The sequence below is a fragment of the Lactobacillus porci genome, assembly GCF_009695985.1.
GTDB lineage: Bacteria > Bacillota > Bacilli > Lactobacillales > Lactobacillaceae > Lactobacillus > Lactobacillus absianus.
Genome location: NZ_VUMX01000036.1, coordinates 1 through 14,163 on the forward strand (window position 1 = coordinate 1; position 14,163 = coordinate 14,163).

At 51.5% G+C, this 14,163-nt stretch carries 15 protein-coding genes; 4 read left to right on the forward strand and 11 right to left on the reverse strand.

Features of this window, described 5'->3' with window-relative positions; translation table 11 throughout:
• Nucleotides 1–316: 316 nt before the first annotated feature.
• The 3 genes from FYJ62_RS09335 to FYJ62_RS09345 are packed head-to-tail and all read right to left on the reverse strand — an operon-like array spanning nt 317 to nt 2,657.
• Nucleotides 317–1,225 (reverse strand): RluA family pseudouridine synthase, encoded by a 909-nt coding sequence (locus FYJ62_RS09335; protein ID WP_154549414.1) that lies wholly within the window; start codon nt 1,223–1,225, stop codon nt 317–319.
• Nucleotides 1,225–2,022: an NAD kinase gene (locus tag FYJ62_RS09340; protein WP_154549415.1), complete on the reverse strand. Its 798-nt coding sequence runs from the start codon at nt 2,020–2,022 to the stop codon at nt 1,225–1,227. The genes FYJ62_RS09335 and FYJ62_RS09340 overlap by 1 nt, the downstream gene beginning before the upstream one ends.
• Entirely contained in the window at nt 2,019–2,657 is a 639-nt protein-coding gene (locus FYJ62_RS09345) for a GTP pyrophosphokinase (protein WP_154549416.1), read from the reverse strand. Before FYJ62_RS09345 ends, FYJ62_RS09340 begins: the two co-directional genes overlap by 4 nt.
• 71 nt (nt 2,658–2,728) lie before the next feature.
• Here FYJ62_RS09345 and FYJ62_RS09350 point away from each other — a divergent pair, with 71 nt between their 5' ends.
• A complete protein-coding gene (locus FYJ62_RS09350; RefSeq protein WP_154549417.1) occupies nt 2,729–3,340 on the forward strand; it encodes a CYTH domain-containing protein in 612 nt (203 codons plus the stop codon).
• Nucleotides 3,341–3,435: 95 nt separating this feature from the next.
• Nucleotides 3,436–4,077: a DsbA family protein gene (locus tag FYJ62_RS09355; RefSeq protein WP_154549418.1), complete on the forward strand. Its 642-nt coding sequence runs from the start codon at nt 3,436–3,438 to the stop codon at nt 4,075–4,077.
• A 47-nt stretch (nt 4,078–4,124) separates the two neighbouring features.
• Here the strand turns inward: FYJ62_RS09355 and FYJ62_RS09360 are convergent, their stop codons facing one another.
• From FYJ62_RS09360 to FYJ62_RS09390, 7 genes are all read right to left on the reverse strand, one after another.
• Entirely contained in the window at nt 4,125–4,979 is an 855-nt protein-coding gene (locus FYJ62_RS09360; RefSeq protein WP_154549419.1) for a competence protein CoiA family protein, read from the reverse strand.
• A gap of 160 nt (nt 4,980–5,139) precedes the next feature.
• A complete protein-coding gene (locus FYJ62_RS09365; RefSeq protein ID WP_154549420.1) occupies nt 5,140–5,409 on the reverse strand; it encodes a PspC domain-containing protein in 270 nt (89 codons plus the stop codon).
• Nucleotides 5,410–5,481: 72 nt separating this feature from the next.
• Entirely contained in the window at nt 5,482–6,243 is a 762-nt protein-coding gene (locus FYJ62_RS09370; protein WP_154549421.1) for an adaptor protein MecA, read from the reverse strand.
• A gap of 121 nt (nt 6,244–6,364) precedes the next feature.
• Nucleotides 6,365–6,766, reverse strand: coding sequence for a transcriptional regulator SpxA (gene spxA, locus FYJ62_RS09375; protein ID WP_154549422.1), 402 nt, complete (start codon nt 6,764–6,766; stop codon nt 6,365–6,367).
• Nucleotides 6,767–6,958: 192 nt separating this feature from the next.
• Nucleotides 6,959–8,686, reverse strand: a complete 1,728-nt coding sequence (gene ptsP / locus FYJ62_RS09380; RefSeq protein ID WP_154549423.1) for a phosphoenolpyruvate--protein phosphotransferase — start codon at nt 8,684–8,686, stop codon at nt 6,959–6,961.
• A complete protein-coding gene (locus FYJ62_RS09385) occupies nt 8,686–8,952 on the reverse strand; it encodes a phosphocarrier protein HPr (protein WP_154549424.1) in 267 nt (88 codons plus the stop codon). Before FYJ62_RS09385 ends, ptsP begins: the two co-directional genes overlap by 1 nt.
• Before the next feature lie 112 nt (nt 8,953–9,064).
• Nucleotides 9,065–9,247: a hypothetical protein gene (locus FYJ62_RS09390; RefSeq protein ID WP_154549425.1), complete on the reverse strand. Its 183-nt coding sequence runs from the start codon at nt 9,245–9,247 to the stop codon at nt 9,065–9,067.
• A 290-nt stretch (nt 9,248–9,537) separates the two neighbouring features.
• Between FYJ62_RS09390 and FYJ62_RS09395 the strand changes: the two genes are divergently transcribed.
• Complete coding sequence (locus FYJ62_RS09395; protein ID WP_154549426.1) at nt 9,538–11,784, forward strand: ATP-dependent Clp protease ATP-binding subunit; 2,247 nt, start codon at nt 9,538–9,540, stop codon at nt 11,782–11,784.
• 119 nt (nt 11,785–11,903) lie between these two features.
• Nucleotides 11,904–12,182 carry a DUF1827 family protein gene (locus FYJ62_RS09400; protein WP_154549427.1) on the forward strand — a complete coding sequence of 93 codons (279 nt, stop codon included), beginning with the start codon at nt 11,904–11,906 and terminating at the stop codon, nt 12,180–12,182.
• Nucleotides 12,183–12,313: 131 nt separating this feature from the next.
• On the opposite strand, the gene FYJ62_RS09405 is transcribed toward FYJ62_RS09400, so the two are convergent.
• Nucleotides 12,314–13,888 (reverse strand): peptide chain release factor 3, encoded by a 1,575-nt coding sequence (locus tag FYJ62_RS09405; protein WP_154549428.1) that lies wholly within the window; start codon nt 13,886–13,888, stop codon nt 12,314–12,316.
• Between the last annotated feature and the right edge of the window lie 275 nt (nt 13,889–14,163).

Below are 14,163 nucleotides of genomic sequence, written 5' to 3' on the forward strand. Positions count from 1 at the left end.
TAGAAAATGTAGAAAACAGCCCGGGCGAAACGGAACAATCGTCCTTAGCACTAGACGGTACCTGCCTGCGTAATCTTCTGAGCGAGTCAAAACGAAGACGAGACGGTACCGGGCAGCTGTGAAGCTAACCTAAGCACTCCGAGTACTTCTTGGAGTCAGCAATCTTACATGCAATGTGCTGGGTGGCCCCCAGATTCCCGCGACTTTAGTCGTGGGAGGTTCAATGACGAAACAAGCAGATTAAGAAAAAGAACCAATAACAAATTATATATGCAAAAAGTCCAGAGTCAGCTGACTCTGGACTTTTTCTTATTGCTTACTTTCCGGCCTGTTCTTGCAGCTTTCGCCACAAGTCCTGCATGTCCTTGGGGTCAGGCAGCTCGATCGTCTGCTTCTTCCCGCTGAAGGGGTCCGGGAAAGACAAATAGAAGCAGTTCAAGGCCTGGCGGGCAAAATGGTCCTTGGCCCCGTACAGGTCATCCCCAAAGAGCACGTGGCCCAGCGACATCATGTGCACCCGGATCTGGTGGGTTCTCCCCGTCAGCAGCCTGAGCTCAACCAAGCTGGCCCCTGGGACCTGGTCAATGACCCGGTAGGCCGTCAGCGACTTCTGCCCATTCGGGTTGACTTCCCGCTTGACGGTCTCGCCTACCCTAGCCAAGGGCTTGTCAATCAGCCCCGTCAGTTCGTCTTCCGGGAAGTTGCCGTGCACGATGGCGTGGTAGCGCTTGATAAAGCGGTTCTTGCCCAATTTGGCGAAACGGTCATGGGCAATCGCGTTCTTGCCCAGCAAAACCAGACCGGAAGTATCCTGGTCCAGTCTCGTCACGATGTGCGGCTTGATGTAGGCGGGGTCAGCCCCCTGCTTTTGGAAGTAGCTGAGCACCCGGTTGATCACGGCATCCTCATGGTGAAAGCCAGACGGGATCGACAAGAGGCCAGCCGGCTTGTTGACGACCAAGTAGTCGCTGGCTTCAGCAACCACCTCAAGCGGCTTGTCGGATGGGCGCAGGGCCGGATTTTCCTTCTCCTGCCCCATCAGGAAGTGGACCACGTCCCCCTCCTTTAAGCGGTAGCCAGTGTGGCGGCGGTGGTGGTTGACCAGCAGCATCCCGCCCCGGTTCTTGGCATTGTTGACGGCTCTTCTGGAAAAGCCTTTTTTCAGCAAAAAATGACTCAGTTCGCCTGGGTCATTCTTCTGCACGATCAGTTTATATACTTGCATTAATTGTCACCAATGAAGGCATCGTTGACCCGCTCCCAGAAATGGTGGTGGCCATACTGGTAAAAGCTGATCTCTTCCGGTGCGATCTCATAATCTACTTTCTGCACGTCAAGGAGGTCAATCCGCTTCCCGTCGACGATCACGACCGCCTTATCGGGGATGCGGGGGATGATGGTGATCCATTCATCCGGCGCGATGACCACGGGTGAGCCCACGGTCCGGAAGACCAGATTGTTGATGGAGGCAATCTCCGTCAGTTGCAGGGCCTTCAGGCGCGGGTGGATGACCGCCCCGCCCAGGGACTTGCTATATGCCGTCGATCCCGTCGGCGTGGACACGCACAAGCCGTCCCCTCTGAAGCGCTCAAAGCGCTCGCCGCCAATCCAGACCTCAGCCTCCATGGTCTTGGAGATCCGCTTGATCGTTGCTTCGTTCAAGGCCAGGAACTTCAACACGCCCTTTTTGGTGGTCACCTTCATGCACAAAAGCGGGTAAGACACCTCGTTTTCTTCCACCGGGTGTTTGACCAGGGCATCGACCAGCTTCTCCATGTCGTAGTTGCGCCAGTCGGTATAAAAGCCCAAGTGGCCCGTGTGAATGCCGGCAAAGCAGACACGGTCCAGCTGGTCTTGATACTTGTGAAAGGCGGAAATCAGGGTCCCGTCCCCGCCCACGGAGATCACAAGGTCAGGGTTGCGCTTGTCCAGCATGATGGACTTTTCGGCCAGCAGTCCCTTTAAGTGACGCACCGCGATCTGGGTGGTTGGGTAATCATTATGGACGATTGCAGCTTTCATGACTTTTCCTTGCCCTTGTTCTTGGTAAACAGCTTCTGCGCTTCCTTGACTTCGTTGCGGATGGAGGACATCTCCTCGTCCAGCTGGTAGGCCGCTTCGGCCGTCCGCTTCAAGCGCTCAGAAATATCTTCCGGGTAGACCCCCTGGTACTTGTAGTTCAAAGTGTGCTCAACCGTGGCCCAGAAGTTCATGGCCAAAGTTCTGATCTGAATCTCTGCCAGCAGGCGCTTGGAGCCTTCGGGCATGTAGACGGTGTAGGCTACCACCATATGGTAGGACCGGTAGCCGGAAGGCTTGGCGTTTTGGATGTAGTCCCGCTCTTCGATGACTTCCATGTCGTCTCTTTGGTGGATCAGGTCAACCACCCGGTAAATGTCGTCGACGAACTGGCACATGATGCGGATGCCCGCGATATCCTGCATGTCGCTTTCAATGACGTCCGGGGAAATGACCCGGCGCTTCATCTTTTCTTTGATGGAGTCCACGGTCTTGACCCGGCCAACCACGAATTCAATTGGCGAATGCTCTCCTTTGGTCAAAAAGCCTTGCCGGAGAGCCCTAAATTTAACTTTTAATTCTTTGACGGCCTGGTTGTATGGCCATAAAAAAGTATCCCAGTCTTTAATCACAGACATTTTCCTTCCCTATCAAACAAATTCATTTTAACATATATTCAGAAAACAACTAGTAAAGGAGATTCTAAATCATGAGCAAAAACCGTGAAATCGAAGCCAAGGTATCCTTGGACAAGCAGACCTATGAAGCCATCAAGTCAGCCTACCCGGTCAAGGAGGACTTCCGCCAGACCAATACCTACTACGACACGGACAAGCAGCTTTTGAAGGCGCACCGCAACGCCCTGCGCATCCGCACCTTCGCCGATCACGCGGAGGAAACGATCAAGGTGCCAAGTCAAAAGCAGGTTCAGGACAAGTACCATGAAGTAATCGAAATCAACGATGAGCTGTCCTTGACGCAGGCCCGCGAGCTCCTGCAAAATGCCGCGCTCAAGCTTGACGGCAGCGTTGGCGACTATTTGAAGAAGACTTACCCAGATGACTGGGACAAGATTGCCGCCTTTACCTGGTCCAAGACCCACCGGACCCTCTTGAACGGGCCGGAGGACTGTGAGCTGACTTTAGACCACACCCGCTACCCGGATGGGTATTCCGACTATGAGCTGGAAGTCGAAAATCCTGATCCAGCCGCCATTAAGCGGGCTTTGGCCGTCTTGAGCGAAAAATTTGCTTTTTCAGCCAAGAATGCCAATAATTTAAGTAAAATCGCCCGGGCCAGCCAGCACGCCCTTAAAAAGTAATCCAGTCACCGCAGCGTCCTTTCCAAAACTTATTTTTTGTTTTCCTAGAAAACTTTTGCTAAAGTAACAGATGAATAATTTTTTGGAGGTCGGACATGTTCGAACTTTTTCTATTTATCAATCCGCTGGGGCTCAGCTGCTACCATCTCGAAAAACAAATTAGAAAAATTGCCGAAGAACTCGATTTGGACATCTGCATCAACTACATTCCACTGGTAACCATGACTGCCATGAAGCAGGACCTGGTCAAGCGCAATTGGAACTTCAACACTTCCATCAACTTGGCCAACTACCACCTGGCTTCTTTGAGCGTGCAGAAGTTCTATTATGCCATCCAGATTGCCTACGGCAAGAAGCGGGCCAGACTGTTCCTCTTCAAGCTGCAGGAAGCTTTGAGTGATGGCAAGACCAATTATTCCGAAGCCCTGGCCGAAACCTTGGTCCAAGACCTGGGCCTTAATCTGGAAAAGGTCAAGAATTCCCTGACTGACGCCTGCCTGCGCGAATTCATCAGCCAGGATTCCACTTTAGCCAGCAAGTTCAACGTTACCAGCCTGCCATCCACAGTCGTCTTCAACGACGAAAGCGATGACTCCGGCCTCTTGCTGGACGGCGACCTCAACTACGACGACCTGCGCGAGATCTTTACGGATCCGTCAGCCAGCGCCTGCTTGGACGTGGCCGACAATGACGCCTTCTACTGGTCTGACTGCTCCAGCCACCTGCGCCTGCTCTAACCTCCAATAAACGCTTCGCAGCTCCTAGCCACAAGCTTGGAGCTGCTTTATTTTGCCCCCAGATACCGCTCCAGCCATGATGCTTCCCCTGGCTTGCGCCAGCTGGCAAAAGCCGCGCTTGGCAGGTCAGCCAGAGTCAAGTGCTTCAAGTACATGGCTTCCGCGATTTTGAGGCCAAAGCGCGTCTTCTGCTGGATTTGTCCCTGCAGGTACTGCCGCTGGCGGCGGCAGTCGGCCTGAAAGTCAGGCAGCTTGGGCGGGCGGTAGTGCCACAAGCTGGCAATCCCTTTGGCGTCAAGGGTGAAATCCTGCTGGCGGTAGACCAAGTTCTGCGTCAAGGGCTCCTGAAGAACCTGGTATTTCAGGCGCAAGAGCCCCCGGACTGGGTCGACTTCCAGATAGTAGCTCTGCCAGTGCGGGTTTTCGCGAAAATAGATCAGCTGGGTCTGCTTCAGCTTTCCGCGCAAATAATGCCGCTGACCCACGACCCAGATATCCTTGACCCTGGCTTCTTGGTACAAGGCATGGCGGTGGGCAAACTCGGCCTGCCCCAAGGGAGCGCACTGGACCTCAAAGGCCAGGCCGCTATTAGCCAATACGTCCGCCCTGATGCCCCCGCCGGCCAGCGGCACCTCTACCTGGGCTGGAAAGCCAGCCGCCGTCAGGGCCGCTTTAAGCATCATCTTGGCTGTATGGTGTTCAGCCTGCTCGCCCGCGCTTCCTTGATAGCTGCGCAGGTGCTTGAAGAAGGCCTCCGCCTGCTCCGACAGGATTAAGATTACCCGCTGGCGGCAATTGGGACAGCGATAGGGCTCACGGTTTAAATAAGACATGTCAGCTCTGGCCTTGGCCGCTTCGGTTACGGCCAGCACCAGTTCATCTTTTAAAAGTGCAGCATACAAATTAATCCCCCATAGATTAATTACCCGAAAAAAGCCAATTTTACCGAAATTTTTTTAAAAAATTTCAGGTTAATTCAGAATCAAGTCAAGCGCAACAAAAAAACGGAATTCGCTTGAATTCCGTTTTTTGTGCTATTTTTTCTGCTCTGGTTGACCCAGCTTAATCGCCGTCGTCAATGTCAATATCGTCATCCTCGTGGTCGCTTTCCGTGAAGTGGCGCTTTGGGTGGCTGCCGCCTTCCCAGTCATCCGGCCGCCGCGGGATGATGATTGACGCCACGATGTAGGCGAAAATCCCTGTCCCGCCAGTCAGGCCGAAAATCAGCCACAAAAGCCGAATGAGGGTTGGATCAACATTAAAGTATTCTGCAATCCCAGCGCAAACGCCGGCAATCATAATGTCCTTGTTGGACTTGTACAAGCGTTTCATAAATGTGCCTCAAATCTAACAAAATCGCGATCAAAGATCAAATAATAAAACAAATTTCGCCTTTCATCAGCCTCATTTGCCCGCGTGCTGACGACGCAAGGCCCCCAAGGCGTCCTGCTGGAAGATGCACTGGCCCAATTTCTGCGCCTTGTCCATCTCGTCGTCTTCAACCCGGTAGCCAAACTCATTGGCAATGGCCCAAGCATCGGCCGGCTTGATCTCCTCGTAGTTCTCGTCCATAAAGGCCAGCTTAAGGTAGAACTGGCCATTAAAATAGTAGACGCTGGACGCCAGGTCACTGACTTTCAGGCCGTCGGCCAAAGCCAGCAGATCGTCAAAATCGGCAAACCTGACGCAGTGGTGGTCCTGGTAATTCCAGTAGTCGTCATCGCCGTCATTGGCATCCAGGTTTAAATCCTTCATGACGACCGGGTCCATCTCCGTGTTGGCGTCATCATTTGGATCCAAGTCAAAGTAAGGCCGCGGCTCATCGCCTCCAGCCTCATACTCTTCCCCATAGGCGTCATCATCATCGTCTTGGCCATCGCTGGGGTCAAAGAAGCGGCGCACTTCTTCCGACATGCCGCCGCTATCCCCCCTCATCTTAGTGATCAGCAAGTCGATGCCGCCATCATTCGGCATTACTTGAAAAGTTACGGGAGCATCGCTGGCAAAAGAATGCTCCTTGTCAACCTCACGGAGGATGGACAGGAAGAATTCCTGTACCCGTTCCCGGTTGCCCAAAAGGTCCAAAATCTTGAGGCCTCGCTTGTTGAGGTCCTCGCGGGTCATGCTGACGCGGAGCGTATTGTCATTTACCTTCTCAACTCGCATCGTCATCCCTCCTTAATCGCTAAACAGCTTATGGATATTGTAACCTAAAGCCGGCCAAAAATAAAAGCGTTAGCTCATTCAAAAAGAATGAGCCAACGCCAAACTATTAATTTCGGTCAAGCTAATCTTGGTCGGCGAGGCGCTTTGCCTTGGCCATTTCCAAGCGGCGCACGCTTCTAGGCAAGAAACGGCGAATCTCATCTTCGTTATAGCCGACCTGCATTCTCCGGTCATCAAGAATGATTGGTCTTCTAAGCAGGCTTGGATTCTTTTCAATCAAGTCGATCAGTTCGTTCATTGAGATCTCATCCAAGTCGATATTCAATTCTTGAAAAGCCTTAGAGCGAGTAGACACAATTTCCTCCGTGCCTTCTTCGGTCATTCTTAAGATGTGGACAATTTCGTCCCTGCTCAAGGGATCCGCAATAATGTTTCTTTCCTTGTAAGGGATGTTGTGCTTTTCAAGCCATTGCTTTGCCTTGCGGCAGGAAGTGCAGCTTGGAGAAACATATAAATCAACCATATTCCCACGCTCCTTTAAGACTATATTGCATGAACACACATTCATGATTGAATTATAGTGTATCACTCGTACTTACAAAAAGGAAGGGGCATTTGCCACTTCTTTGGAATTTCTTAATGATTCTTTGAAAGTTCCTATTAACTTGCCAAGAAAAAAAGCGCCCAGGGGCAAGCCCTAGTCGCTTTTCATTGCTTACTTGTCAGCCATGATCTTCTTAACCAGCGCAATGTTTTCTTCGCTAGTCAGGGATTCCTTGGTTGCCTTGTCAGCCAAGTCAGCCAAGTCAGCAGTTGACAGCTTCTTCATTTCGCTTCTGATGCGCAGAACTGAAGTTGCACTCATTGAGTATTCATCAAGACCCATTGAAAGCAGGATTGGGAACATGATTGAATCGCCAGCTGCTTCACCACACATGCCGCACCAGATGCCAGCTTCGTGAGCTGAGTCAATCGTGTGCTTGATCAAGCGCAGAACTGATGGGTTGTATGGTTGGTACAGGTATGAAACGTGTTCGTTGCCACGGTCAGCAGCCATGGTGTATTGAATCAAGTCGTTGGTACCAATTGAGAAGAAGTCGACTTCCTTGGCAAATTGGTCAGCCAAGACAGCAGCAGCCGGAACTTCGATCATCATCCCGACTTGCAGGTCGTCGCCAACCTTCACGCCCTTGGCAACCAGCTTATCCTTTTCTTCCTTAAGGACAGCCTTGGCTTGGTGCAATTCGTCCAAAGTACCGATCATTGGGAACATGATGCCCAGCTTGCCGTATGCGGATGCACGAAGCAAAGCCCGGAGTTGGGTCCGGAAGATTTCTTGGTTCTTCAATGACAGACGGATGGCACGAATGCCCAGGAATGGGTTCATTTCTTCTGGCAGGTCCCAGTAGCTCAAGTGCTTGTCACCACCGATGTCCATGGTTCTGATGATGACTTGCTTGCCGTTCATGCCTTCCAGAACCTTCTTGTAGGCTTCAAATTGGTCTTCTTCAGTTGGGAAGTCATTTGAGTTCATGTACAAGAATTCAGTTCTGAACAAGCCGACAGCTTCGGCACCGTTTTCCAAGACGCCGTCAAGGTCGTCTGGAGTACCGATGTTGGCTGCGATCGTGAAGCGCTTGCCATCAGCAGTTACTGATGGTTCGTTCTTCAGCTTGCGCCATTCAGCCTTTTGCTTGGCGAAGTCTTCACCCTTCTTGGTGTATTCGGCAACTTGTTCGTCAGTTGGCTCAACGATGGCTACGCCATCCAAGCCGTCAGCGATCAGCATTTGCCCATTCTTGACAGAAGTGGTGATCTTTTGGGTACCAACAACGGCAGGAATTTCCAAGGACCGAGCCATGATGGCTGAGTGAGCGGTCCGGCCGCCCAAGTCAGTTACAAAGCCCTTTACGTAGTCCTTGTTCAATTGCGCGGTGTCACTAGGAGTCAGGTCTTCAGCAACCAAAACGACTTCGTGGTCGATCGCTGCCAAGTTTGGCAATTCCTTGCCAAGCAAGTGAGCCATGATTCTCTTAGAAACGTCACGGACGTCAGCAGCACGTTCTTGCATGTACGCGTTGTCGGTCATGCTTTCGAAGATAGTAATGAAGTTTTGTGCTACGGCGTCAAGTGCGGCTTCACTGTTTTCAGTGGAGTTCTTGATTTCGTTTTCGATTTGACCAGTGAACTCTGGGTCGGACAGGAAAAGCAAGTGTGCATCGAAGACCTTGGCTTCTTCTTCGCCAAGGCTCTTGACAGCAACGCTGCGGATGTTTTCCAATTCAGCCTTTGAATCAGCAATTGCCTTTTCAAAGCGGGCTACTTCAGCATCAACGTCTGAAACAGTCTTCTTTTCGAAGGACAGGTCTGGTTCAACCAAGAGGTAGGCTGGAGCAACAGCTACACCGTCACTTGCGGCGATCCCCTTTAAAGTTTCAGTCATTATTCAGCCAAACCTTCTTTTGACATAGTTTCAGCAATAGCAGCCAAAGCTTCCTTTTCGTCGTCACCTTCAGCAGAGATGGTAACATCTGCACCTTGGCCAACGCCAAGTGACATAACACCCATGATTGACTTCAAGTTTACTGACTTGCCGTTGTATTCAAGGTTGATGTCTGAACCAAACTTTGAAGCAGCTTGTACCAACAAAGTAGCTGGACGTGCGTGGATACCAGTTTCAGCAGTAATGTGAAATTCTTTCTTTTCCATAGTAAATTATCTCCTTTAAAAATCAAAAATCGGGTAGCGATGTACCGTTTCCTCTACAGAATAACATGTTTTTTCCAGCAATACAATATTTTTTGTAAATGTTTTCATTTGCTTAAGCCTTGTTGTCGACGGACGTATAGATAATCGTCCCCCCACGCATGGCCTTGCCTGTTATCTTCTTGTTCTTGCCATAATTGCGCAGAGCCTGTTGAAAGTCAAAGGCAGTCGCGGCTTCCACCTTATACTCTGGCAACTCGCCTGAGACCAGCTGATCCAGGATCTTGGTGTAATCCAATATGTCTTACCTCCTTAGAATTAAGCGCTTTTTGACACTCAAGCATTGTACAACCAAATCGCCGCAATTGCCAATTATTAGCTAAGTTTTTCCCGCTTTTTCTGTTAATTCGACATTAAAAGGAAGTAAATTGCATAATTATTTTTAGTCGTTTGCATTCTTAAAAACTATTTGAAAATTTTAAAAGGCCTCAAAAACTACTTACCTTTTCCAAGTCTTAGCACTTGACCTTTAAGAGTGCTAAGCCCTATAATCAAACCGTAAGCTTATACGGAAAGGCGGTACTTACAATGCTGTGTCAAAACTGTCATCAGCGGCAAGCCTCGATCCATCTGTACACGAAAATCAACGGCGTGAACAAGGAAATTGACTTGTGCCAACACTGCTACCAAGAATTGAGAAACAAGCAAGGAAATACAAATATGAACAACAACGAATTTTTCGGCGATTTCGATGACCTCTTCAACGCATTGAATCGCAACAGCAACCCCAACAACGGGAACAGCGACGAAGGAAATGACGGCCAGTTCGGCAGCCAGATTCCCGGCCGGGGCGGAAACGGGGGGAATGGGAACGGCCAGTCCATTCTTGACCAGTTTGGGACGGACTTGACCGATCTGGCCAGAAAGGGCAAGATCGACCCGGTAATCGGCCGCGACAAGGAGATCGCCCGGGTAATTGAAATCCTCAACCGCCGGACCAAGAACAACCCAGTCCTGATCGGTGAAGCCGGCGTTGGTAAGACTGCCGTGGTTGAAGGCCTGGCCCAAGACATCGTCGACGGCTCAGTTCCAGCCAAGCTGCAGAGCAAGCGGATCATCTCTTTGAACGTCGTGTCTCTGGTCCAAGGGACCGGGATCCGCGGCCAGTTTGAGCAAAGAATGCAGCAGCTGATCAAGGAGCTGCAGTCCCAGCCTGACGTCATCCTCTTCATCGATGAAATTCACGAGATCGTTGGGGCGGGCAATGCCGAAGGCGGCATGGACGCTGGCAACATCATCAAGCCGGCTCTGGCGCGTGGTGAGCTGCAATTGGTTGGGGCCACGACCATCAAGGAATACCGCGAGATTGAAAAGGACTCTGCCCTGGCCCGGCGCTTCCAGCCGGTTGAGGTCAAGGAGCCAAGCATCGATGAAACCATCCGCATCCTCAAGGGGATTCAAAAGCGCTACGAGGACTACCACCACGTGCACTACACCGATGGCGCCATCGAAGCCGCAGTCAAGCTGTCCGCCCGCTACATCCAGGACCGCTTCCTGCCAGACAAGGCCATCGACTTGCTGGATGAGGCCGGCTCACGGATGAACCTGACCATCCCTTACATCGACAAGGAAAAGGTCCAGGAACGGATCAACGCGGCTGAAAACCTGAAGCAGCAGGCCCTGAAGAGCGAAGATTACGAAAAGGCTGCCTACTACCGCGACCAGATCGAAAAATACGAGAAGATGAAGGACCAAAACGTCGATCCAGACAAGACCCCGGTCATTACTGACAAGGTCATGAACAAGATCGTCGAAGAAAAGACCAACATCCCAGTCGGCGAAATCCAGAAGCAGGAAGAGAACCAGCTGGTCAACCTGGCCAGCGACCTGGAAGAAAAGGTCATCGGGCAAAACGAAGCCGTGGAAAAGGTTGCCCGGGCTATCAGAAGAAACCGGATCGGCTTCAACAAGTCTGGCCGCCCAATCGGCACCTTCCTCTTCGTCGGTCCGACTGGCGTCGGGAAGACCGAGCTGGCCAAGCAGCTGGCCCTGAAGATGTTCGGCAGCGAAGACGCGATGATCCGCTTCGATATGTCCGAATACATGGAGCAATACTCAGTCTCCAAGCTGATCGGCTCAGCTCCAGGCTACGTGGGCTACGAAGAAGCCGGCCAGCTGACTGAGCGCGTCCGCCACAACCCATACAGCCTGATCCTGCTGGACGAAGTTGAAAAGGCCCACCCTGACGTCTTGAACCTCTTCCTGCAGATCATGGATGACGGCCGCCTGACTGACTCTCAAGGCCGCACCGTTTCCTTCAAGGACACGATCATCATCATGACCTCCAACGCCGGCCAAGGCATCAAAGCCACGACTGTCGGCTTTGGTGCCGAACAGCACCATGACGAGGCTGAAGAGACCCGCAAGGTGATGAGCCAGTACTTCAAGCCGGAATTCTTGAACCGTTTTGACGACATCATCCAGTTCCACCCATTGACCAAGGAGAACCTCCTGCAGATCGTCAACCTGATGTTGGCCAAGACCAACGCCATGGTTGCCGACCAAGGCATCCACATCGACGTGACCGAAGCCGCCAAGGGCAAGCTGGTTGAAGAAGGCTACGACCCAGCCATGGGTGCCCGGCCGCTGCGCCGCGTGATCCAAGAAGAGATCGAGGACAAGGTGGCTGACTTCAAGCTGGACCACACTGAAGCCAAGAACCTGCTGGCTGACTTGCAAGACCAGCAAATCGTCATCTCTGAAAAGACAGCTGAAAGCGATGAAAACCCTACTCCAGACAAGGACGACGCTTCCAAGACAGACAGCGAAAAATAAGCTCATTTAGCAATTCTATACGAGAAAGCAAGAATCTAAAAAAGGTTCTTGCTTTTTTACTGAATGCGCTATAATTGAGTTAAGAAGATATTAAGAAGCTATAGAAATGGGTGAGATTTATGCATTTGATTGATGTAACCAACAGCTATTCTTCATTGGTCCAAAGCCAACTGAACACGACGGCGGCTACTTTCGTCAAGGTCTACTCTCTTGGCAATACTTCCGTTGTTTTCACTGAAAGCAGCGACGCCATTGGTATCGTATTGGAAAACCATGACCGGCGGATTCGGGTCGAAGAAATTGAATTTGTCATCAAGCGTCTGGTGCCAACCGACCGCAGCTATCAATTGACCGTTGACAGCGGGCGGCGCGTAATCGAAATTCACGTCGACAAATAACGTGCCCTGCAGCTAATTAACCAATATTCTTCAGCAGACGGACCGTGAAGGCGGTCCGTTTTGTTTTGCAATTTTTTTACGCAAAAACAGCTGCCTCCTGGGCAGCTGTTTTAGTTTGTTGATTTTGCCTGTTAAAGCTTTTCGGTCAGCTTGACGTCTGGATACTTGTCATGGAACCAGCGCTCAGCAAAGGCATTTTCAAAAAGGAAGAGCGGGTTGCCGAAGCGGTCCTTGACCAAAAGGTTGCGGCTGGATGACATCTTCGGGTCCAGCTGGTCTGGATCGATCCAGCGGGCAACCCGGTGGCCCAGGGAGGTCATTTCAACATCGGAATTGTATTCGTTCTTCATCCGGTATTGGAAAACTTCAAACTGCAGCTGGCCAACCGCGCCTAAGATGTAGTCTTCAGTCTGGTAGTTGCGGTAGAGCTGAACGGCCCCTTCTTGCACCAGCTGGTTCATCCCCTTGTGGAAGGATTTCTGCTTCATGACGTTCTTTGGTGAGACCCGCATGAAGAGTTCCGGGGTAAATTCCGGAAGTGGGGCAAATTCAACCTTGTGCTTGCCGGCATAGATGGAGTCGCCGATCTGGAAGTTGCCAGTATCGTAGAGACCAACGATATCACCGGCCACGGCTTCAGAAACCTGAACGCGGGCACTGGATTCAAACTCAACGGCATTGTTCAGGCGGACTGGCTTGCCGGTTCTGGCCAAGGTGACGTCCAAGCCCTTGCTGAACTCACCGGAGCAGACGCGGACAAAGGCAATCCGGTCCCGGTGCTGGGGGTTCATGTTGGCCTGGATCTTGAAAATGAAGCCGGAGAACTCGTCATCATCTGGCGCTAAAGTCTCAGTCTCATTGACCACGTGGGCCGCTGGTGCCGGTGCCAGGTCGACAAAGCTCTGCAAGAAGGTCTCAACCCCAAAGTTGGTCAAGGCTGAGCCAAAGAAGACCGGCGTCTGCTTGCCGGCCAAAACGGCCTCACGGTCAAATTCCGCCCCGGCCCCTTCCAGCAGCTCGATTTCATCCATGGTATCCAGGTATTGGGGATCATCAGCCAGTGGCTGGTCTGGATCCAGACGCCCTGCCTCATTCAGCGGCAGGAAGCGGTGGTCGGCGTCTGCCGGGTGGTAGAGCTCGATCCGGTGGTTGGCGATATCGTACAGGCCTTTCATAGTCTGGCCCATGCCGATTGGCCAGTTCATGGCCACGCCTTCAATGCCCAGGACGTCTTCCAGTTCAGCCACCAGGTCCAAGGGCTCTCTGCCGTCCCGGTCCAGCTTGTTCATGAAGGTGAAGACGGGAATCCCACGCTGGCGGACGACCTTGAACAGCTTCTTGGTCTGGGGCTCAATCCCGCGAGCGGAGTCAATAACCATGACCGCGGCGTCGACTGCCATCAGGGTCCGGTAGGTGTCTTCTGAGAAGTCTTGGTGGCCTGGGGTGTCCAGAATGTTGATCCGCTTGCCCTCGTATTCAAACTGCATCACGGATGAGGTAACGGAAATCCCACGCTTCTTTTCAATCTCCATCCAGTCGGAAGTAGCGTAGTTGCCGGTCTTTCTGGCCTTAACGGTCCCGGCGCTTCTGATGACCCCACCAAGGAGCAGCATCTGTTCCGTAATCGTCGTCTTACCGGCGTCGGGGTGGGAAATAATGGCAAAAGTGCGCCGCTTATTTACTTTATCCAATAATTTTTTGTTCATAAATATGTAGCACGCGGAAACCTTCGATTTCAATCGAGGGGGGGAGCGCGCCTTTCTCCTTTCTAGATTTTCTAGATAATTAGTATTCCAGTGGCCATTTTCACCAGTTTAGTATTATAATATATTTAGTGAAAAAAAGGGGGGCATGACCAATGGAAATTTCTTTGACCATTAAAGCTCACATCAAAGTGCCTAGCCCTGATGCCGCTAAAGCCTTAGCAGACAGCATGGAAATTTACAGACAGGGCTGCAACTTCGTATCCCAATATGTTTTT